The sequence below is a fragment of the Virgibacillus senegalensis genome (genome assembly GCF_000821245.2).
In the GTDB taxonomy this organism is placed as follows: Bacteria; Bacillota; Bacilli; order Bacillales; family Amphibacillaceae; genus Sediminibacillus; species Sediminibacillus senegalensis.
Genome location: NZ_LN611425.1, coordinates 1,314,783 through 1,333,388, shown reverse-complemented (window position 1 = coordinate 1,333,388; position 18,606 = coordinate 1,314,783). Strand labels below are relative to the sequence as shown.

At 43.4% G+C, this 18,606-nt stretch carries 25 protein-coding genes and 1 pseudogene; 19 read left to right on the top strand and 7 right to left on the bottom strand.

Annotated elements, in window-relative coordinates; all coding sequences use genetic code 11:
* Positions 1–11 precede the first annotated feature (11 nt).
* A complete protein-coding gene (locus BN1067_RS17490) occupies positions 12–1,049 on the top strand; it encodes an MBL fold metallo-hydrolase (protein WP_053220098.1) in 1,038 nt (345 codons plus the stop codon).
* On the top strand, positions 1,046–1,312 hold the full coding sequence (locus BN1067_RS17485; protein WP_053220097.1) for a DUF3006 domain-containing protein: 267 nt from the start codon (positions 1,046–1,048) through the stop codon (positions 1,310–1,312). Before BN1067_RS17490 ends, BN1067_RS17485 begins: the two co-directional genes overlap by 4 nt.
* Positions 1,313–1,371: 59 nt before the next feature.
* Here BN1067_RS17485 and BN1067_RS17480 read toward each other — a convergent pair whose 3' ends face one another.
* Positions 1,372–2,385: an LLM class flavin-dependent oxidoreductase gene (locus tag BN1067_RS17480; protein WP_053220096.1), complete on the bottom strand. Its 1,014-nt coding sequence runs from the start codon at positions 2,383–2,385 to the stop codon at positions 1,372–1,374.
* Between the two features lie 250 nt (positions 2,386–2,635).
* Positions 2,636–3,616 (bottom strand): NAD(P)H-quinone oxidoreductase, encoded by a 981-nt coding sequence (locus BN1067_RS17475; protein ID WP_053220095.1) that lies wholly within the window; start codon positions 3,614–3,616, stop codon positions 2,636–2,638.
* Positions 3,617–3,783: 167 nt separating this feature from the next.
* Here BN1067_RS17475 and BN1067_RS17470 point away from each other — a divergent pair, with 167 nt between their 5' ends.
* The 10 genes from BN1067_RS17470 (at position 3,784) to BN1067_RS17425 (ending at position 12,599) form a co-directional block, all read left to right on the top strand.
* The gene (locus tag BN1067_RS17470; RefSeq protein ID WP_053220094.1) at positions 3,784–4,764 is read left to right on the top strand and encodes a pyridoxal-phosphate dependent enzyme; all 981 of its coding nucleotides are present in this window, start codon (positions 3,784–3,786) and stop codon (positions 4,762–4,764) included.
* A complete protein-coding gene (locus BN1067_RS17465) occupies positions 4,761–5,738 on the top strand; it encodes a cyclodeaminase (RefSeq protein WP_053220093.1) in 978 nt (325 codons plus the stop codon). The genes BN1067_RS17470 and BN1067_RS17465 overlap by 4 nt, the downstream gene beginning before the upstream one ends.
* Before the next feature lie 9 nt (positions 5,739–5,747).
* Positions 5,748–6,929 carry a M24 family metallopeptidase gene (locus BN1067_RS17460; RefSeq protein WP_053220092.1) on the top strand — a complete coding sequence of 394 codons (1,182 nt, stop codon included), beginning with the start codon at positions 5,748–5,750 and terminating at the stop codon, positions 6,927–6,929.
* A 114-nt stretch (positions 6,930–7,043) separates the two neighbouring features.
* Entirely contained in the window at positions 7,044–7,463 is a 420-nt protein-coding gene (locus BN1067_RS17455; RefSeq protein ID WP_053220091.1) for an SRPBCC family protein, read from the top strand.
* Positions 7,464–7,790 (top strand): ArsR/SmtB family transcription factor, encoded by a 327-nt coding sequence (locus BN1067_RS17450; protein ID WP_053220090.1) that lies wholly within the window; start codon positions 7,464–7,466, stop codon positions 7,788–7,790.
* A 196-nt stretch (positions 7,791–7,986) separates the two neighbouring features.
* Complete coding sequence (locus BN1067_RS17445; protein ID WP_053220089.1) at positions 7,987–9,567, top strand: FAD-dependent oxidoreductase; 1,581 nt, start codon at positions 7,987–7,989, stop codon at positions 9,565–9,567.
* 144 nt (positions 9,568–9,711) lie between these two features.
* The gene (locus BN1067_RS17440) at positions 9,712–10,092 is read left to right on the top strand and encodes a VOC family protein (protein ID WP_053220088.1); all 381 of its coding nucleotides are present in this window, start codon (positions 9,712–9,714) and stop codon (positions 10,090–10,092) included.
* A 224-nt stretch (positions 10,093–10,316) separates the two neighbouring features.
* Positions 10,317–10,703, top strand: a complete 387-nt coding sequence (locus BN1067_RS17435) for a cupredoxin domain-containing protein (protein ID WP_053220087.1) — start codon at positions 10,317–10,319, stop codon at positions 10,701–10,703.
* A gap of 586 nt (positions 10,704–11,289) precedes the next feature.
* A complete protein-coding gene (locus BN1067_RS17430) occupies positions 11,290–11,787 on the top strand; it encodes a DUF1259 domain-containing protein (protein ID WP_110943550.1) in 498 nt (165 codons plus the stop codon).
* A 245-nt stretch (positions 11,788–12,032) separates the two neighbouring features.
* A complete protein-coding gene (locus BN1067_RS17425; protein WP_053220086.1) occupies positions 12,033–12,599 on the top strand; it encodes a nucleotidyltransferase family protein in 567 nt (188 codons plus the stop codon).
* 71 nt (positions 12,600–12,670) lie between these two features.
* On the opposite strand, the pseudogene BN1067_RS17420 reads toward BN1067_RS17425, so the two are convergent.
* From BN1067_RS17420 to BN1067_RS17410, 3 genes and pseudogenes are all read right to left on the bottom strand, one after another.
* Positions 12,671–12,947: pseudogene (locus BN1067_RS17420) on the bottom strand (IS1595 family transposase); the annotation flags it as partial.
* 31 nt (positions 12,948–12,978) lie between these two features.
* Positions 12,979–13,275 (bottom strand): spore coat protein, encoded by a 297-nt coding sequence (locus tag BN1067_RS17415; RefSeq protein WP_053220085.1) that lies wholly within the window; start codon positions 13,273–13,275, stop codon positions 12,979–12,981.
* A 1-nt stretch (position 13,276) separates the two neighbouring features.
* Positions 13,277–13,477 carry a hypothetical protein gene (locus BN1067_RS17410; RefSeq protein WP_053220084.1) on the bottom strand — a complete coding sequence of 67 codons (201 nt, stop codon included), beginning with the start codon at positions 13,475–13,477 and terminating at the stop codon, positions 13,277–13,279.
* A gap of 149 nt (positions 13,478–13,626) precedes the next feature.
* On the opposite strand from BN1067_RS17410, the gene BN1067_RS17405 reads away from it, so the two are divergent.
* From BN1067_RS17405 to BN1067_RS17390, 4 genes are read left to right on the top strand one after another with little or no spacing between them, the layout of a single operon-like run.
* Positions 13,627–13,833: a hypothetical protein gene (locus BN1067_RS17405; protein WP_053220083.1), complete on the top strand. Its 207-nt coding sequence runs from the start codon at positions 13,627–13,629 to the stop codon at positions 13,831–13,833.
* An 18-nt stretch (positions 13,834–13,851) separates the two neighbouring features.
* A complete protein-coding gene (locus BN1067_RS17400; RefSeq protein WP_053220082.1) occupies positions 13,852–14,211 on the top strand; it encodes a spore coat protein in 360 nt (119 codons plus the stop codon).
* Positions 14,212–14,233: 22 nt separating this feature from the next.
* Positions 14,234–15,370: a zinc-dependent alcohol dehydrogenase gene (locus BN1067_RS17395; RefSeq protein ID WP_053220081.1), complete on the top strand. Its 1,137-nt coding sequence runs from the start codon at positions 14,234–14,236 to the stop codon at positions 15,368–15,370.
* Between the two features lie 56 nt (positions 15,371–15,426).
* Complete coding sequence (locus tag BN1067_RS17390) at positions 15,427–15,606, top strand: small acid-soluble spore protein H (protein ID WP_053220080.1); 180 nt, start codon at positions 15,427–15,429, stop codon at positions 15,604–15,606.
* A 94-nt stretch (positions 15,607–15,700) separates the two neighbouring features.
* On the opposite strand, the gene BN1067_RS17385 is transcribed toward BN1067_RS17390, so the two are convergent.
* Positions 15,701–15,973: a hypothetical protein gene (locus BN1067_RS17385; protein ID WP_053220079.1), complete on the bottom strand. Its 273-nt coding sequence runs from the start codon at positions 15,971–15,973 to the stop codon at positions 15,701–15,703.
* A gap of 92 nt (positions 15,974–16,065) precedes the next feature.
* Between BN1067_RS17385 and BN1067_RS17380 the strand changes: the two genes are divergently transcribed.
* Genes BN1067_RS17380 through BN1067_RS17370 form a run of 3 tightly spaced genes read left to right on the top strand, consistent with a single transcriptional unit; the run spans position 16,066 to position 17,411 of the window.
* Positions 16,066–16,275, top strand: coding sequence for a hypothetical protein (locus tag BN1067_RS17380; RefSeq protein ID WP_053220078.1), 210 nt, complete (start codon positions 16,066–16,068; stop codon positions 16,273–16,275).
* Between the two features lie 38 nt (positions 16,276–16,313).
* Entirely contained in the window at positions 16,314–16,751 is a 438-nt protein-coding gene (locus BN1067_RS17375) for a GNAT family N-acetyltransferase (RefSeq protein ID WP_053220077.1), read from the top strand.
* A 24-nt stretch (positions 16,752–16,775) separates the two neighbouring features.
* Positions 16,776–17,411 carry a YdbC family protein gene (locus BN1067_RS17370; protein WP_053220076.1) on the top strand — a complete coding sequence of 212 codons (636 nt, stop codon included), beginning with the start codon at positions 16,776–16,778 and terminating at the stop codon, positions 17,409–17,411.
* A gap of 82 nt (positions 17,412–17,493) precedes the next feature.
* On the opposite strand, the gene BN1067_RS17365 is transcribed toward BN1067_RS17370, so the two are convergent.
* A partial coding sequence (locus BN1067_RS17365; RefSeq protein ID WP_053219748.1) for an ISL3 family transposase occupies positions 17,494–18,606 on the bottom strand: 1,113 nt, incomplete at its 5' end.

Sequence of the window (18,606 nt, the reverse complement as noted above, 5' to 3'; positions counted from 1 at the left end):
CCCTTCCTGAAATGCAGGTCCATTACATCGACGTAGGACAGGCAGATGCCACACTTTTCATGTTCGACACGTACACCCTTTTGCTTGATGCCGGTGACTGGAATAACAATGACGTAATCGAATATTTACATTCGCAAAACGTTTCTCAAATTGATGTAGCCATTGGAACACACCCGGATGCAGATCATATCGGCCAGCTGGACAAAGTCATTAATCAGTTCGAAGTAGACGAAGTTTGGATGTCTGGTAACACAAGTACCTCGGGCACGTATCGCCGGGTACTGGAAGCTATAGATGCCGATCAAACAGGATATGATGAACCGCGTATGGGAGATGTTTTTGATATAGGTGATTTACAGGTTCAGGTTCTTTATCCGGCTTCTATTTCCGGAGAAGTGAATAAGGAATCGCTTGCTTTTAAAATGTCTTACGGCGAAATCGACTTTATTTTTACTGGTGATGCGGAAAGCGCCCAGGAGCAAGAAATGATTGGAAGTGGAACGGATTTAGACGCGGAAGTACTTCAACTGGGGCACCATGGATCCAAAACCTCCACCAGCAAAGCATTTTTAGAAGAAGTCTCACCAGAAACTGCTATTTATAGCGCTGGTAAGGACAATCAGTATGGACATCCTCATCAAGAAGTAGTTGACCGGATAGAGGAATTCGGTGCAGATCTGTTTGGTACGGATGCCCATGGTACGATCATGGTGACGACGGACGGAAAGTCTTATCAAGTAACAACTCATGAAAATGGAAATATCGAACCAGGACAGCCTGAAAGTGATCAGGAAGAGTCGAATCAGGATCAGACGGATTCCAATGAATCTCCCCAAAACTCCAACGGTTCGTGTATTGAAGTTAATAGTGCCGACATGGAGACGATGCAGGAAATTATCCATATTGGTCCGGATAGAGCACAGGAGATAATCGATTTACGTCCGTTTCAATCGATAGACGACTTAACAAATGTTAGTGGTATAGGACCTGCCAGGCTGGATGATATCAAGGAACAGGGAATTGCTTGTATAGGAGGAGGAAAAGCATGAAAGGAATATTGGATCGATTTGAAGACGACAAGTTTGCTGTCATTCTTTCTGAAGAAGAAGAGAAGGAATTTATCCTTGAAAAAAATCAGCTTCCGGAGGGAGCACAAGTACACGACTGGTTAGATTTCACGGTGAAAGATAATGAAATTATCTCGATTCAAATCGACAAGCAGAAAACTAAAGCAAAAAAAGAGGAATCGGAAACAATGCGGAATCGATTGCGTGGAAAATCGAAGGGCAGCAAATTTAAACGGAAAAAATGATGAATAAAAACAAGCTTGAGCTAGCAGCCCAAGCTTGTTTTTTTATTGAGAAGTGGATTTTAATCCATTAATTCTCCGATAATTTCATAAGAACGCAGCCGGTCTTCATGATGGAAGATTTGCGAATTGATGATCAATTCATCTGCTTCTGTTTCTTTAATGAACGCCTCCAGCTTTTGCTTGACGGTTTCGGGACTGCCGATGATAGTAGCAGGCGAGTCAATGGTTTTTTGTACTGCTGCCTTTTCATGAGGAGCCCAAATTTCATCCATGTTTTCTACAGGCGGCTGAAGTTTAGATGGCTGTCCGCGTGTGATACTCAAAAATTGCTGCTGCTGGGAAGTTGCCAGGTAATGAGCATGTTCATCTGTATCGGCAGCAACGATATTTACTCCGAGCATGGCATATGGTTTATCCATTTTCTCAGACGGCTGGAAATGATCACGATAGATTCTTAAGGCCGGAAGCGTATAATCCGGAGAAAAATGACTTGCGAAAGAAAATGGCAATCCTTTTAACGCAGCCAGTCTAGCGCTGAATCCGCTCGAACCAAGCAGCCAAATCGGAATATCCAGGCCTGTTCCTGGATAGGCACGGACTCTGGCTGATGAATCCGGATAAAAGTAACTCTCCAGTTCTTCCACTTGCTGTGGGAAATCTTCCGGTGTCGTATTCAAGGTACGGCGTAATGCATATGCAGTAGCCTGGTCGCTTCCCGGAGCTCGGCCCAAACCAAGATCAATTCGTCCAGGGTAGAGGGATTCCAGTGTTCCGAATTGTTCGGCGATCACCATGCTGGCATGGTTTGGAAGCATGATGCCCCCAGATCCGACCCGAATCCGTTCAGTAGCACCAGCCACATGACCAATGACCACTGAAGTAGCAGAGCTGGCAATTCCCGGCATGTTATGATGCTCGGCAAGCCAGTAGCGATGGAAACCCCATTTCTCCACATGCTGAGCTAAATCAACTGTATTTTTATAGGATTGTCCTGCATTGCTGCCTTCGTTGATAGGAGCAAGGTCAAGGACGGAGAACGGTATATTGTTAAAGTGCTTAGTGTTGGTACTCATTACATTCCCACTCCTTTTGTAAATCACTGCCATTAAATCATAAGGCTAAACCAAACCCCAGTCCAATAATCTGTTTGTGATTAAAAAGTCCAGCCCTTCTGCACTATAGCTTATGCTTCAACTGTTTTTTGTATCATGGCAATGGAAAGAACGGAAAATTTCGGATCAGTCAGCGTTCATTGCGAGTCGCTGTTCCACTTACAAAAACGAGGCGAAGATACTCTGGGTCGCTCCGCTTAAATAGCTGTGATTAATCCATTTTCAAAAGGATTTTACCGATGTTTTGGTTGCTTTCCATACGACGGTGGGCCTCTTGTACGTCTTCCATAGGGTAAACCTTATCGATTACAGGCTTTAATTGGTTTTGCTCGAAAAGAGCAAGTGTTTTACTTGCAAAATCTGCAGTTAGATCTGCTTTATACTGATCGGGTCGGGGTGTGAGCAAGGTTGCCTTCAAATGGACACGTTTATTCATTAACTCCATTAAATTGACATTTTCCAGTTGTGTGCCCCCTAGTACGCCGATCAAGATCCAGCGGCCATCCACCTTTATACTGTTCAGGTTTTTCCGATAATAGGAAGCACCGATAAAGTCGAGAATGACGTCAGTCCCTTGTTGTTGTGTGGCTGCAAGGACTTCTTCGTCAAACGATTGCTGTTTGTAATTGATCGTGACGTCAGCCCCTAATGAGCGGCAAAAATCCAATTTTTCCTGCGTGCCGGCTGTGGTGATGATATGTGCATCAGCAGCAAGTTCCCTTGCCAATTGAATGGCAGCAGTACCGACTCCACTGCCTCCAGCATGGATCAAGACGGTTTCCTGATCTTTCAATTCTCCGAGCCAAAACAACGTTTGGTATGCAGTCAAAAACACTTCAGGGATAGCTGCTGCTTCCTCGAATGACAGGTTATCCGGAATGAGCATCGCCCGATTTGCAGGCATGATTGCATAGTCCGCGTATCCACCGCCATTTACAAGTCCCATTACTTTTGTTCCGGGTTCAATGGAAGTCCCATTTCCGGCAGACTCGACAACGCCAGCTACTTCAATCCCCAACACATCGAGATCCAAATAACCGGAAGAAGATTGACGGTTGATAATATCAGTGCGGTTGATTGCGGCAGCTTTCACCTTGATCAACAGCTCACCGTCCTTTGGCTCGGGAATGGAACGTTCACTTAGCTGGAGTTGGTCCGCTCCTCCAGGTTGTTTGACTGTTATAGCTTTCATGAAAAGACTCCTTTGTCTGAATTTTAATCTTTTTGTTTCGCTTTTATCCTATCATAGCCTGCCTGTTTCGAGAAAAAATAAAAACCCAACCAATCGATTCTCTGGCATAGATAATTGGGACACGTTATATAAATGTAAAAAGACTCCTCATGAAAGGGAGGGATGGAATGAACCGAAATCATGACGTGACATTGAGTGACATCCGTCTTGCCCATGATCGAATATCCCATCTAGTCAAGAAAACCCCGCTTCTTAAAGCGAATGTCCTTTCCGAACATACAGGAATTGCAGCACATTTAAAATTAGAAACATTAAACGAGGTCGGTTCCTTTAAAGTTCGCGGTGCAGCTAACAAGATACTGCAGCTCACGAAAGCGGAGCAAGCCCGGGGAGTCACGACTTATTCGACAGGGAATCATGGAATGGCGGTAGCGCATATTGCCCGTGAGCTTTCCATACCTGCGGTTATTTGTATCTCTAATCGTGTACCGTACGCGAAAGTGTCCATGTTGCAGCGGTTGGGAGCAAGCATCGAAATAGTGGGGAATGGTCAGGATGATGCAGCTCAACGCTGTCAGCAACTAAAGGAACAAGAGGGACTCACCATCATCCCGCCTTTTGATGATCGAGACATTATCGCCGGTCAGGGGACTATTGCCTTGGAGCTATTAGAGGATTTGCCGGAGATGGAAGAAGTGGTCGTTCCTGTATCTGGGGGAGGGTTGATTTCTGGGATTGGCTTAGCGATAAAACAAATAAAACCGGATGTCCGGGTCACCGGGGTATCAATTGCTGCAGCTTCTGCGATGAGCGAAAGCCTGAAGGAGGGCAGACCGGTTGAGGTTCCGGAAAAAGCTACAGTGGCGGATAGTTTGCTTGGCGGCATTCAGCTCGATAATCGATATACTTTTTCAATGGTCCGGCAATATATGGATCGATTGATTCTGCTTTCCGAAAGGAGCATCATCGATGCCATGGTTTTTTTACTGGAAAACGAGCGGGTTGTTGCGGAAGGGGCTGGAGCGGCCGGCACAGCTGCAGTGCTAAAGGATGCGGAAACGATGAAACAGAGCGCTGCTATTCTTGTCACAGGTAATAATCTGGACTGGCAGCAATTTTATCAAGCCAGAGAGGGGGAATGGGGATGATTGTATGCACGGAAGCACAAATACGAAAGTATGTGCAACAGAACGCGGACGTCGTCAAAACAGTGGAGGAAGGGTCTGCACGTCTATTTGAAGGGCAAGTGAGTATGCCGCCAATCATGCGTATCGATTTCCCGGAACACAGCGGGGAAATCGATGTTAAATCCGCTTATGTCCACGGAATGGACCATTTCGCTGTGAAGATGTCAACCGGTTTTTTTGAAAATGACAAGTTGGGACTCCCAAGCGGGAATGGGATGATGATCTTGTTTAATGTAAAAACAGGGGTGCCGAAGGCAGTGCTGCTCGACAATGGCTACTTAACCCATTTGCGGACAGCAGCAGCGGGAGCGGTTGCTGCCGACTATTTAGCCAACAAAACAGTGGAGACAGTGGGGATGATTGGCACTGGCGCACAAGCACGGTACCAGTTGGAAGCACTGCAACTTGTCCGACGGTTTTCCAAATTGCTTCTCTATGGGCGTCACAAAAGCAATCTCTTCCGATATATCGAGGATATTAGAGCATTTTACCACGGGGAGATACAAGTGTGCGACACAGCAGAGGCAGTCGTCCGTGAGAGCAAACTTGTAATCTCCACCACCCCTGCAGAATCCCCGATTATCCAGGCAGAATGGCTCCACCCTGGGTTGCATGTTACGGCAATTGGTGCGGACGCAGAGTATAAAAATGAACTGGACCCACTCGCTTTCAAAAAAGCAGACAGGATTATTTGTGACAGCATAGTGCAGTGCAATCGTCTTGGAGAACTGCATCACGCCTATGCCGCGAATATACTTGATGAGCAATCTACGGTACTAGAATTAGGTGCATTGACAGCTGGCCGGATTGGAGCAAGGCAACGCGAGGAAGAAATCACGATTTGTGATTTAACCGGCACCGGCGTTCAAGATACGGTCGTGGCCAATTACGCCTATTCAGCACTTGTGAAAAACGGCGCTGGTACCACGTTTTGAAAATGGGAGATGGGGGAGGATGGGGACGTGTTCAAGGTTGAAGAATACAAAGAGCGGTTGAAGCGGACAAAAGAACAAATGGCGATTGAGGGGCTGGAGGTTTTGTTGGTAACGAACCCATCCAATATGAATTATTTGACCGGTTATAATGCGTGGTCTTTTTATGTGCATCAAATGGTCGTTGTTTTGCTGGATGAAGAGGAACCACGCTGGATTGGCCGTAAACAGGACGCCAATGCCGCGAAAGAAACCACCTGGCTGCAACACCAACATATTTTGTTTTATAACGACGATTATATTCAGTCACCGATTTTGCACCCGATGGATGCCATCGCACGTGTATTGGACAAATTCGGGAAAGGAAGCTGCCGGATCGGAGTGGAAATGGAAAATTATTATTTTACAGCCAAAGCATTGAAACAACTGGAAAGAGGCCTGCCTGATGCCAAGTTTCTCGATGCTACGCTTTTGGTTAATTATTTACGGATGATTAAGTCGGATAAAGAAATCAATTATATAAAAAAAGCGGCTGTGATTGCCGGGCAGTCAATGGAAAAGGCGTTGGAAGCAATCGAACCAGGACGTAGGGAAAACGATGCGGTAGCAGACATTTATCATGCCCAAATCAGTGGTACCGCAAGTTTTGGAGGAGATTACCCGGCCATCGTCCCGCTGCTTCCTGCTGGAAAGCGGACCTCTTCCCCGCACATTACCTGGTCTGACCGCCCTTACAAGAAAAAAGACACTGTAATTGTTGAATTAGCTGGCTGTTACCAGCGTTATCATGCTCCACTCGCCCGGACAGTCGTGCTCGGTGAACCTACCGAAAAAGTGAAAAGCCTTGCCGAGGTAGTTGTCGAAGGACTAAACGCAGCGCTGACAGCCGTCAAACCAGGAGTGACCTGTGAAGAAATCGAAGAGATTTGGCGAAAATCCATCGAAAAGCATGGGTTTATCAAGGATTCGAGGATTGGGTATTCTGTCGGCCTTAGCTACCCGCCTGATTGGGGCGAGCATACCGCCAGTATCCGGGCCGGAGATAAAACGATTCTACGACCAAACATGACTTTTCATATGATTCCTGGTATTTGGTTTGACAGCTACGGAGTGGAAATAAGCGAGACGTTCCAGGTTACCGAAACAGGGTGTTCGACGTTGACGACATTCCCGCGGAAGCTATTTATTAAGTGAGCGTTATTGTTTAAAGTAGGTAGGACCTTCTGAATCAGGGGTTGAAATGAAACCAAAAGGTGTTATAATTAAGCAACACCTTTTGGTTATATTTTTTAGGAGGTCTTAAAGAGAATGGATAAAGTAAAGGACATTAAACAATCTGTCATATTAAATGCACCAATCGAAAAAGTATGGAAAACGGTGTCGTCTGCCGAAGGTTTAGAAACGTGGTTTATGCCGAATGATATGAAAGCAATCCCGGGTCATGAATTTCACGTGCAATCACCGTTTGGCCCATCACCGTGCAAAGTATTGGAGGTAGAGGAACCGCATTTCCTTTCCTTTTCATGGGACACGGATGGATGGATCGTATCCTTTTATTTGGAAGAGACGGATGGGAAAACAGCATTCACCCTGGTACATAGTGGTTGGAAGGAGCCGGATGCAATACTTCCGAAACCAAATGAAAAAAGCGATGTAATCCGTGAACGAATGAACAATGGCTGGCAGAACATTGTGTCGAACCGGCTTCGAGAGGTAGTGGAAAAATAAGTGGCAGCAGAAAATTATGATGTGTTTCAGGCGATCGCAGATCCTACCCGCAGACAGGTATTGCAGATGCTTGCCGGACGGAATCTCCCTATTTCCAAAATCACATCCCACTTTCAAATAAGCCGGACAGCCGTGGTGAAGCATCTTCGTATTCTTTCAGAAGCAGGATTGGTTACGAGCGAGAAAATCGGCAGGGAAAAAAGGTACCATCTGAAGCCGGAGCCCCTTTTCGAAGTGAAGGATTGGCTGGGTTTCTACGAACAATTCTGGGATAACAAGCTTACAAGGCTAAAGTATGTTGTTGAAACGGAAGAGGAAACAGACTAATCATAATGGAAAATCGCAAGCAATTTTAGGAAGGGAGAACCCGATGGTTGGTTTAGAGGATGCCTTACGAATGGAAATAACAGCAATTCGGCATGGTGGTACGATGAGCGTTTCGGAGAGACGATATAAAAAACGGTTATAATCTCCTTGCCAGGTAAACAATATAGATATATATCGTTTACTTGGAGGGATACCCATGGTGAAGAAAGGTGAAAAGGAAGGGATATTGCCGCTATTTCCTGACTCATATTGGCTGGAAAGTACAAAAATACCGAAGTTTTCCCCTTTGCAGGAAGATAAAAAGGTGGATGTGGTCATCGTTGGCGGCGGTATAACCGGAATAACGGCCGCTTACTTGCTTGTTAAGGAAGGATTAAAGGTGGCTCTGCTCGAAGGCGATCGGTTAATGAATGGAACTACCGGTCATACTACGGCAAAAATAACCGCTCAGCATAACTTAATCTATGATGAATTGATTCGTCACTTTGGGGAAGAAGCAGCCAGGCATTATTACGAGGCAAACACGGAAGCTTTGGAATTTATCGAAAAGACAGTTAAAGAACACGATATTAACTGTGGGTTTGTCCGGCAAGATGCTTATTTATATGCAACGACAACGCAATATGCCCAAAAACTGGAGAAAGAGTTTGAAGCATACGAAAAACTTGGTATTAGCGGTGAATTGCAAAATGAAATTCCTTTTGACCAAAAAGTGGAAAATGTTTTGTCCATGAGGAATCAGGCACAGTACCATCCGTTGCATTACCTGATCAAACTCGTTGAAATTGTTGAAAAAACAGGCGGGCAAATCTATGAACAGACAACTGCTGTAAATGTGGAAAAAACAGATAAAGGCACCGCTGTACTAACAAGGGAAGGTTTTCGTGTGACAGGGGATTATGTGTTGGCTTGCACGCATTTTCCTTTTTATGAAGGAGCCGGATTGTACTCGACAAGAATGTATGCGGATCGATCTTACCTGATGGCTGTTAAAACCAAACAGGAATACCCGGGAGGTATGTACCTGAGCGTCGATCAACCGAGCCGTTCCTTGCGAGCTGCGACGTCTGGTGATGAAAACATTGTCCTTGTAGGAGGCGAAGGTCATAAAACCGGGCAGGGAAAAGACACGCTGGAATATTATAAAGCTTTGGCTTCTTTCAGTGACGAAGTGTTGCATACGAATGAAATCCTCTATCGCTGGTCTGCCCAGGATTTAACGACACTCGACAAAGTTCCATACATCGGAGAAGTGACTGCTGGACAGCCGAACGTGTTAATTGCAACTGGATACAGGAAATGGGGCATGACGAGCGGGACAGCCGCCGCGAGACTTTTAAGGGACATCGTATTAGATAAAGCCTCTCCGTACCGTTCCTTATATGCACCATCAAGGTTCCAGGCAGATCCAAGTTTGAAAAAATTTGTGCAGGAAAATGTCGATGTAGCCAAACATTTGATCAAAGGGAAACTGGAGCTTCCGGTTCGAAAAGTACATGATTTAGCCAGAGACCAAGGTGCAGCTGTCACAATTAAAGGGAAACGGAAGGGTGCCTATCGGGACAAGCAAGGGGAAGTTCATATCGTTGATACCACTTGTACCCACATGGGCTGTGAGGTGAATTGGAACCATGGAGAACGGACATGGGACTGTCCATGTCACGGTTCACGCTTCTCCTATGACGGGGAAGTGGTCGAAGGACCGGCGGAAAAGCCGCTGCAAAAAGATGAACACACATTACTTGATAACATTTTCTCCGAAGACTCGGGTTATTGAATGCAGGTTGAAATGGAAAAGGATCGTGGCAATGGCGATCCTTTATTTGATTGGTCCTTCATTTAGTTGTAGAAGGATTTTTACTTCCCAAAGAAGAACTTAATTTAGGTAGAAACAGTCTTCTTAAAAGGGAGTGAAAGGCAAATGTTTAGTAAAGTTGGTCAGGTTATGTTATACGTCAATAATCAAGATGAAGCGGTGAAGTTTTGGACAGAAAAATTAGCTTTTACTGTTGTTGCTGAAGAGAATAATAATCAAGGATTGAGATGGATTGAAATTGCACCAAAGAAAGGTGCTGAAACAACCATCGTTCTCCACAATAAGGACTTCGTTGCTAAAATGTCTCCTGGCTTAAATCTTGACACACCTTCTTTAATGTTTTTCACGGATAACCTCGAACAATTACACAGCGACTTACTAAACAAAAAAATTAATGTCGGAGAAATTGTAACTATGCCATCTGGTAGAGTTTTTAACTTTGCGGATAATGAAGAAAACTATTTTGCAGTTATGGAAAGTAAGTAAACACCTATACTACAAGTTTGGAACGACAGAGAAGGCTGCCATATCCAGGCGGCTTTTTTTGTTGCCCCACCGTTGAATAAAAGAAACTATAAGAAAAATACAAGAGTCCTCTTTTTCTTTTCACTGCTTTAAATAAAAATCACTTTAAAGCACGTTGGACTTAATGTATTGGGATAATATTTTATGAATTAGAAAAAAATAGTGTAGGAAAGGAGGGATTGCGAATGTCTTTGAAAAAGTGGGTAACAGGATTGGTCGTTGTGCTTGCAATGGTTGTCGTTATGACTACACTAGACTCACTTGGCGTATTTGCCAATTCCAGCGGAACTCAGCCTGTGGAGAAGAAGGAATCTATTGAGGTGGAGTTGAACGATGATTACTTTAATCCGAAAGTCATCACTATTCCGAATGAAGTAGCTACCACTTTGATATTGAAAAACAAAGGTAACAAAGAGCACACCTTCACAGTGGAAAAGCTCGAAATTGATGTTGAGGTCCAGCCTGGAAAAGAAAAAAGCATTACCGTGCAACCAAAACAGACCGGTACATATGAATTGATATGTCGGTACCATTTCAGGGAAGGAATGGTTGGAAAAGTAATAGTCAAATAAAAAACAAGGTCAATAAGGGAGACCACTGAAAAACTGAAGTCTATGATAGATAAATTTTTAAAAAGCGGTTTGTGTGGAAAAAATTTCATACAAACCGCTTTCGTCTAATTTCAAGAGGTTTGTCCCCTCTATTCCCTCATTCATTTAACAATTTTTTTACGGAAAAAAGAGTGATTTTCTTCAATTTATAAAAGAAAATCACTCTTTTTAAATGGGTCTCTGTTCCTTCCACAATGAGCGATCGGTGGTGACACCTGCGGCAAGCATCCACCGACAAGCGATTCGTAAAAGCAACAGCAAACTTTGACAGCACAACCTTTAGGTTCAAAGGACTTTTTCAGTAGTCTCCAATAAGGCCATGTTTTTTTAATAGAACTAGAATTTTTTTTATATTGATAAACAGACAGACAGCCCTCTAAACAGCAACTCACCTCCACAAGCGGATCTTCTCTGTTTCGCATTTTAGGCTACGTTCTAAAGAGACTCTTTGGATTTTTTCAGTCTATTTATGCTTTTTCCCTTTACTATTCGTCCATTCCTTTCAATAGATCTTAGAATAAACTATCAACGGAAGGAGGTGATATGAATGAATAGAAGAGAGTCTGACCCCTTCGGAAATTGGTTCGGATTGTCACGAAATTCGGATGCACATACCTCCAAAAGAAATCATAATTCTCGCAGCAATGTCAGAGGTATAAGTACATCCACGTGCCAACAACTTGCAGATATTATAGGGGGAGTGGTTGTTACAGCAACTCCAGTTTGTGTCGTTCAACGCCTTCGGGAAATTGATGCTACCATTTTGAAACGTCGGACCCAATCCCCTCTAGCCCTTCCTTTTGCCTTATCATTTGAAAATAACGGATTAAACTTAGGAGAATCGGTAGTTCTTCAAAGAGAAATTAACCCATTCCTAACAGAATTACGAGAAAGAGGATTAATAGTCACTGCCGTTCATAACCACTGGTTATTTGACGATCCGCGATTAATGTATATGCACTGGGAAAATGCTGGCGATAATCCGATTGATTTTGCTACCAAAAGCTTTGAAGCGGCAAGAGCAGCAGGCCTTTTCAAAAGATGAGCAGCTTCATAAATGTTCAAATCTACGTTGGCTGGGAGGCGAAGTCTTAGTAAAAGGCATCGCCTTTTTTCTAATAAAATAACTTTGTGAATGTATAACTAGAGGGTGATAGAGTTAATGAAAGATTGTTGCTTTAGGTTATACAAAGGATTAATCCACTTTTTACAGTTTTATGGAGTAACCTCCCTTTATGGTTTTGTTGTGATATAATGAGAATGTATGTTCGTGACTGAAGGGGAGATCGGATGTTAAAGAATCAAGAAGATGTAGTAAAGTTAATTCAAAATGATAATAGAATGATGGAATTAGTTTATGCCGCTAGTAAACTGAACTTACCAGATTGGTGGATATGTGCAGGATTTGTGCGTACTAAAATCTGGGATACATTACACGAATTTGAAAATAGAACAAATACTCCTGATGTAGATGTTATCTATTTTGATGATAAAAACATGGATGAGAAGACTGAAAAAGAATTAGAAGCTAAATTGAGAGTAATTCTACCTGATATACCCTGGTCTGTTAAGAATCAAGCAAGAATGCACGTTATAAATGACATTCCACCTTATACTTCCTCAGAAGATGCTATTTCTAAATTTCCAGAGACAGCAACTGCTCTTGGTATAAAAATAGACAAGAATAACAAACTAATTCTCACTGCTCCTTGTGGGATAGATGATGTATTAAATTTAGAGTTGTGGCCGACACCCTATTTTAAAGAAACGAGAGAAAGAGCTTCCATTTATGAGGAACGAATTATTAAGAAAAATTGGAAAGCAATATGGCACAAAATAAAGGTCCATCACATTTAAGCTTATTCAGTTGTCGAGAGTCTTCAACGGAATAAGAAAATACAGTCGTTCCATATAGGAGTGGCTGTTTTTTATACCTCCCGTAGGAAATTGAAGGCAATACTATTTGGATTTTGGCATGCACTTCGGAGCATTTTGTATCTGCTCTTTTTCAGTTAACTTCTTACTTTGCTGAAGGAAGTTGAACCAGTAAAGGTAATTGTCCAAATACTTCATAGCCACTCCTTGGAACTAATACCTCCCTTTAATCGTTTGTGGTTAGTTATTAACGTTCTGCAAATGGTAGATGCCTTTTTTGATATACCCTTCTTTGCTTAGCTTTATTGGTTCGTGTTTAAGTGCTTTGATTGGTACAACAAGGCACTTCCACTTATCTATCTCAATCGGCTATCTTTAATGCCGCTTTCGAAGCTTTTCTATCTACTTCGAGTTGCTCTTCCAGGTCACTTGGATGATAATAGCCTTTGTCGATCATATATTGACTAATTTTTTCATGAGCTTCTATTGCGTAATTCAGTTGGGTGCGTAATGTGTCTCTCACTTCAGGGCTGGCAGTTTCGGTCAATGCAAAGGTCAAGTTTCGGACGGCCGACTTTGCGGTGATTAAGAAGTCGGTGGCGATTACCTGATCTGTCATCCCGCTTAATCCCGCCACTTTCTGCAGCATGTTTGTCATATCAATTCCTCCCTTGATTTAACAGCTGGTTGAGTTGTTCTACGTGTATTTTTCCTTCCCTTACATCGGTTTCCAATATCGACTTCAACTGTTCACAGCCTACCAGTCCATGCATGGTTGCGGACTTAGTCAAACATAAGTTTTTGAATGTGAGGATTTCATGCAGTTCTACTCGTTCATGGAGGGCTAATTTTTCTGGCATTCTGCTCACTTCCTAACTGTTTTTTAAACAAGTTTTTTTTTAGATTGCTTCATTTTGCGGGTAATTATTCGGAGGATGCAAGCTGTGTATAGACTGCCCAAGTTGAGACAAACTACCATTTAGTTTGAAACATTTTTAGGAGGTTTCCCATGGGACAGGAAGATTTGGCATTTCATGAAACGATGGATATGCATGAGCTGTTGAATTTAAAGACAGTAGGCTTGTTAAAATCCAAAATGGTGCAGGGAATTGTTTTCGACCAGGATCTTCGTGCATTATTGGAGAAAAATGTGCAAGTATCGATCATGGACATCAAACAACTACAGCGTCTTTATCCATATGCAAAGTCGCAGTGAATAAGGGGTGTAAAATGAATGAATGATTACTTGGATCCAATTAATGCGGTTGGTATGCCGGAGAAAATCGACTCGGCAATCGCAGTGGATTTGCTAATTACCATCAAAGAAGCAATCCGTAACTATTCGGTCGCTTTGACAGAGGCTGCCAGTCCGGAGGTAAGGACTACCATTCGTAATCAGATGGAAGCTGCATTAGACTTTCAAACGGAAATAACAGAGTTGATGGTAAACAAAAAATGGTTTCATCCTTACGATGTAGCCGAACAGCAAATGCTTGATTTGAAGGCTGCCCAGACTGCGGTCGACATTGCCGGGCTTCAACTCTTTCCGGAAAACAACAATCGAAAAGGACTGTTCCCGACACCGCCGGAATAATGAAATGGAGGAGATGGACACCATGAAAGCAGTAACGTACCAGGGAGTGAAAAACGTGGTGGTAAAAGACGTTGAGGCTCCGAAGATAGAGAAGCCGGATGATGTCATTGTAAAGTTGACTAATACCGCCATTTGCGGTTCCGATTTACATTTGATCCATGGAATGATCCCCAATACGCAGGATAACTACATCATTGGCCATGAACCGATGGGAATCGTAGAAGAAGCAGGGCCAGAGGTAACTAAGGTGAAAAAAGGCGATCGTGTTGTTGTCCCATTCAATGTCAGCTGCGGAAATTGCTGGTTTTGTGAAAACCAGCTGGAGAGTCAATGCGATAACGCCAACGACAATGGGGAGATGGGCGCTTACTTTGGCTATTCGGGTACCACAGGTGGTTATCCAGGAGGACAAGCCGAGTATATGCGGGTCCCTTATGGAAATTTCACTCCCTTCAAAATTCCGGAGGATAGCGAAGTGGATGACGATAATTTGGTGTTATTGTCAGACGCTGGTACAACCGCTTACTGGAGTGTCGACAATTCTGGAATGAAAGAGGGCGACACAGTCATCATCTTAGGCTGTGGTCCGGTAGGCTTGTTGGCTCAAAAATTTGCCTGGCTAAAAGGGGCGAAACGGGTCATAGCCGTTGATTATGTCGGTTATCGACTGGAGCATGCCAAACGAACCAATTCGGTAGAAATCGTTAATTTTGAGGATCACCAAAACGCTGGTTCCCACCTTCATGAGATGACTAAAGGCGGTGCGGATGTTGTTATTGATTGCGTAGGGATGGACGGGAAAATGACCGATTTAGAATTCCTTGCGACGGGTCTTAAGCTCCAGGGAGGTTCGATGGGGGCATTGGTAATGGCCAGTCAGGCGGTGCGAAAAGGGGGAAACATTCAGGTTACAGGTGTTTATGCCTCCAGGTATAATGCATTTCCTTTTGGGGATATTTTTCAGCGGAACGTCAACATTAGAAGCGGTCAAGCTCCTGTTATTCATTATATGCCCCATTTACACGACTTGGTTTCACAAGGGAAAGTGAATTTAAGTGATATTATTACCCATAAACTGTCTTTAGATGAGGCAAAGTATGGCTATGAAATATTTGATACCAAAACCGAAGATTGTATAAAGGTGGTCTTGAAGCCTTAAACAGGGGGAGTTTTAGCTGATTTGAACGAAAATATTATGGAAAGGGGCGCTGATTCATGGATACACAGCGTGCACAGGAAATTACCTCGTCCGCTTCGATGGTGGATGTCACCTACAACGGAGGAAAGGTATATATTGAACACGTGGATCAAGACGCTGGAAAAGCGACTATCCACCCGCTCGATAATCCCGAATCAAAACAAAGTGTCAATATTGAAGAATTGTTGGAACAATAAACTAATAACTGCTTTGTAAAAAGGCGGCTGCCTTTTATCCTGAAAATACCACGTCAAGCACCGTATTAGCGGTGCTTTTTTGTTACTATCAAGCTTACATCTGTATCTGACCATCTTCGTTTGCCGGCAAATACTTGGTGAAGTATGCGCCAGCCATCAGGAAGAGGATAGTTATAGTCCAACTAATGATCCCTAAAAAACCAAACCAGTACGCCAGCAGCTGGGTGACAGCAATTAGATAGAAACAAATCGGAGTCAATGCCGTCTTAAATCCGGTAACACCAGCCTTCTTTCTTTTTTTGATGTTCAAGGTAATGGTATAAACCACCACTATAACAGTGAGAATGCTTAAACTAACTGGAAGCAATAAAATCCCTCCCTATCTATCCTTCTTTTATAACAGTTTAACATATATTGGTATCAGAAAACGTGAAAAGCTATAGGGTATGTTAAAATGAATTGGTATTCGGAATTTTCATTTTTGTTCTAACCGGTGAAGGAAGAACAAAAGAAAACCGCTGCAGGCATTGGTATTCATCAAGATTTATCGCTCCTGAGGAACACACCTATGGAGCAGCCATGATGAAACAGACTAATGAGCTCACGATGGGAGCGATTGCTTTGCATGATTGGGAGGATAAACAAACCGTTCCTACAGAAAATCGATAGAAGACTTGCATGGTTAAAAGGGAAGAGGGATACATACGATGGAAATCAGAAAACCAGACGATAATGAATTAGAAGTTATCTTTTCGCTTTCGCCCCAAGCAATCAGCGAGGGTACGATGGGGGAGGCTGCAATTGGTGCCGAAAAAATCAATGATTTTGTTGCCCCTATCTTAAATAAAGGCGGGAGTTATTTGGCGGCATTTGAACAGGATAACATCATTGGCTGGGTCCTAGTTGCCGGCGGAAAAGATTCCTTTACGGACAGCCTCTTCGGTTTTATTTATGAATTGTACGTGGTCGCTTCTTATCGAGGAAACGGAATAGCCGAAAAGCTGCTCCATGCCGCTTTTGATTATTTCCAACAAGCCGGACTTTCAGAAGTACGTTTAAGTGTTTATGCTGGAAACAAAGCAATCGGCTTATACAAGAAATTAGGATTCAATGAGAAAACCATTACGATGAGGAAGTGGTTATAAGAACCCAGGGAAGGGGAATCCGTGTTGATTATTAAAAAAATTCATTGCAAGGTGGACGAAAGTGCTAAAGATGCATTTCAATACCAGCAGTCCCAATGGCAAGAGCTCAAGCGATGTGAAGGATTTCTTGGTCAGCTTGGAGGATGGACGGAAGCGAATCCATCTGCTGCAGTGATTTTTTCTTTTTGGGAAAACAAGGATGCTTATCAGTATTTTATGGACTACATCCATGATGAAATCCTTAACAAAACAGCTCAAGCAAAAACATATCATTCGATTTCGATAACGTTATTTGAGAAGCAGTTCTCTTTGTCCACTAAAGCCGACCAGATGTCCGCTTTCCTGGATAGGACGCAATTTGTACGATTAGCATTGACCACTGTTAAACAGGAGTATATCAATCGATTCATCGAAAAGCAGAAAAACATTTGGAACCCAGGAATGCATGGCGGATTTTTTGCACGTTCTCAACAGGATAATCGCTATTTTCTCGTATTATCGGGTTGGGAAAACCAAGCGTATCACCAACAATATATGGAGAAACATTTCCCTGAATTGACTAAAAACGCCAACCCAATGGATGATCTGGAGGAAATAGCAGGTGAACGTTTCCGTGTGGTAGAAGAATGGAGGGTGTTACCTGATCCAATTTACTTGTGATAGTGAAAAGTTCGCTCTAAAGTCCTAGAAAAAAACAGGTTCTACGTCAAATGTTGGGGTGGGAGAAATTTGCTCCTACTCCTTAACCCACTTGAAAGCCCCTGAATTCCTTCAGTTGATGATGTAATAACACTTTCGTTCTTAAGCGATCGTAACGACGAAACCCAAAAGCATTCCGTTTGATGACTTTCGTTTGGTTGTTCAATCCTTCAATAAACCCATTGCTATAATCGAGCGCAAAGCTATTCAGAATCTCTGTCTGCCAATTCTTCAAGGTGCCAATCGCTTGTAGATATTCTTCCATACCACTTTGCTTCACTCGGTCATAATACTGATACAATCGTTGTTTTACATAGCCAATATCGGTTTTCCCCATTGCTTTTGCCTCTTCAAACCAGCTGCGAAAAGCCTCTTTCAGCTTATAGGCGACTCGTAGTTCATCCGATAGATCGAGGTATCGGTTCAGATACCAGCGCTGCTTCTCGGTTAGTTCCTCCTGCTTCTTGTAAAAGATATGTTTCATCCGTTTACACTTTTTCCGGTCGTATTCATGGAAGTTCTTTTGGACTCGCCTGCGCACCTTTTCCAAAGCCCAATAAATATACCGACAAAAATGGAAACGATCGGCCACAATGATGGGGCTTCCCACCGCCTTCCGGACAGCTGACTTAAAACTATAGCTCATGTCCATGATGACCTTCCGGACATTACCCCCTTTTTCCCGAAGGTACTGCTTGACGGTTTTGACGGATCGATCAGGCAGGATATCTATTGGATTTCCGGTCTCTCCATCGCCAATGATGACCTGGTATTTCCCCGCATTGGTATCGCCTTTATATTCATCAATCGCAATCACTTCTGGAAGCTCTTCCACCTCTTGAAGTTCTGGTGTGGCCACCTGATCGAACCGGCGAATGGCTGTAGCTTGTGAGGTACGGAACTGCGCAGCGGTATCCTTGAAGTTCATCCCCTGGATCACCCGAAGGCCAAGTGCCTGGTTCCACTCTCTTGAATGACGCTGATAACGGTCCACCATCGGATTGGCTTCTGCGAATCGTTTACCACAGGAACAGGCATAGCGTCGTTTGCGGTAAAACAAATAGGTGGTTCGTTCAAATACCTTTAAGTGCTGGATTTTCTGTATTCGGTAATCATGAACGCGGGAAGTCTGGTTACCACACGCCGGACAGGTTTG

Excerpts from the sequence above, each read along its gene's own strand:
- BN1067_RS17460 (WP_053220092.1), top strand. The coding sequence starts at position 5,748 with ATGGGGGAGGATGGGGACGTGTTCAAGGTTGAAGAATACAAAGAGCGG.
- BN1067_RS17430 (WP_110943550.1), top strand. The coding sequence starts at position 11,290 with ATGAATAGAAGAGAGTCTGACCCCTTCGGAAATTGGTTCGGATTGTCA.
- BN1067_RS17425 (WP_053220086.1), top strand. The coding sequence starts at position 12,033 with ATGTTAAAGAATCAAGAAGATGTAGTAAAGTTAATTCAAAATGATAAT.
- BN1067_RS17410 (WP_053220084.1), bottom strand. The coding sequence starts at position 13,477 with ATGCCAGAAAAATTAGCCCTCCATGAACGAGTAGAACTGCATGAAATC.
- BN1067_RS17400 (WP_053220082.1), top strand. The coding sequence starts at position 13,852 with ATGAATGATTACTTGGATCCAATTAATGCGGTTGGTATGCCGGAGAAA.
- BN1067_RS17485 (WP_053220097.1), top strand. The coding sequence starts at position 1,046 with ATGAAAGGAATATTGGATCGATTTGAAGACGACAAGTTTGCTGTCATT.
- BN1067_RS17455 (WP_053220091.1), top strand. The coding sequence starts at position 7,044 with ATGGATAAAGTAAAGGACATTAAACAATCTGTCATATTAAATGCACCA.
- BN1067_RS17490 (WP_053220098.1), top strand. The coding sequence starts at position 12 with ATGCAGGTCCATTACATCGACGTAGGACAGGCAGATGCCACACTTTTC.
- BN1067_RS17375 (WP_053220077.1), top strand. The coding sequence starts at position 16,314 with ATGGAAATCAGAAAACCAGACGATAATGAATTAGAAGTTATCTTTTCG.
- BN1067_RS17390 (WP_053220080.1), top strand. The coding sequence starts at position 15,427 with ATGGATACACAGCGTGCACAGGAAATTACCTCGTCCGCTTCGATGGTG.
- BN1067_RS17465 (WP_053220093.1), top strand. The coding sequence starts at position 4,761 with ATGATTGTATGCACGGAAGCACAAATACGAAAGTATGTGCAACAGAAC.
- BN1067_RS17435 (WP_053220087.1), top strand. The coding sequence starts at position 10,317 with ATGTCTTTGAAAAAGTGGGTAACAGGATTGGTCGTTGTGCTTGCAATG.
- BN1067_RS17395 (WP_053220081.1), top strand. The coding sequence starts at position 14,234 with ATGAAAGCAGTAACGTACCAGGGAGTGAAAAACGTGGTGGTAAAAGAC.
- BN1067_RS17415 (WP_053220085.1), bottom strand. The coding sequence starts at position 13,275 with ATGACAAACATGCTGCAGAAAGTGGCGGGATTAAGCGGGATGACAGAT.
- BN1067_RS17405 (WP_053220083.1), top strand. The coding sequence starts at position 13,627 with ATGGGACAGGAAGATTTGGCATTTCATGAAACGATGGATATGCATGAG.
- BN1067_RS17480 (WP_053220096.1), bottom strand. The coding sequence starts at position 2,385 with ATGAGTACCAACACTAAGCACTTTAACAATATACCGTTCTCCGTCCTT.
- BN1067_RS17470 (WP_053220094.1), top strand. The coding sequence starts at position 3,784 with ATGAACCGAAATCATGACGTGACATTGAGTGACATCCGTCTTGCCCAT.
- BN1067_RS17440 (WP_053220088.1), top strand. The coding sequence starts at position 9,712 with ATGTTTAGTAAAGTTGGTCAGGTTATGTTATACGTCAATAATCAAGAT.
- BN1067_RS17475 (WP_053220095.1), bottom strand. The coding sequence starts at position 3,616 with ATGAAAGCTATAACAGTCAAACAACCTGGAGGAGCGGACCAACTCCAG.
- BN1067_RS17445 (WP_053220089.1), top strand. The coding sequence starts at position 7,987 with ATGGTGAAGAAAGGTGAAAAGGAAGGGATATTGCCGCTATTTCCTGAC.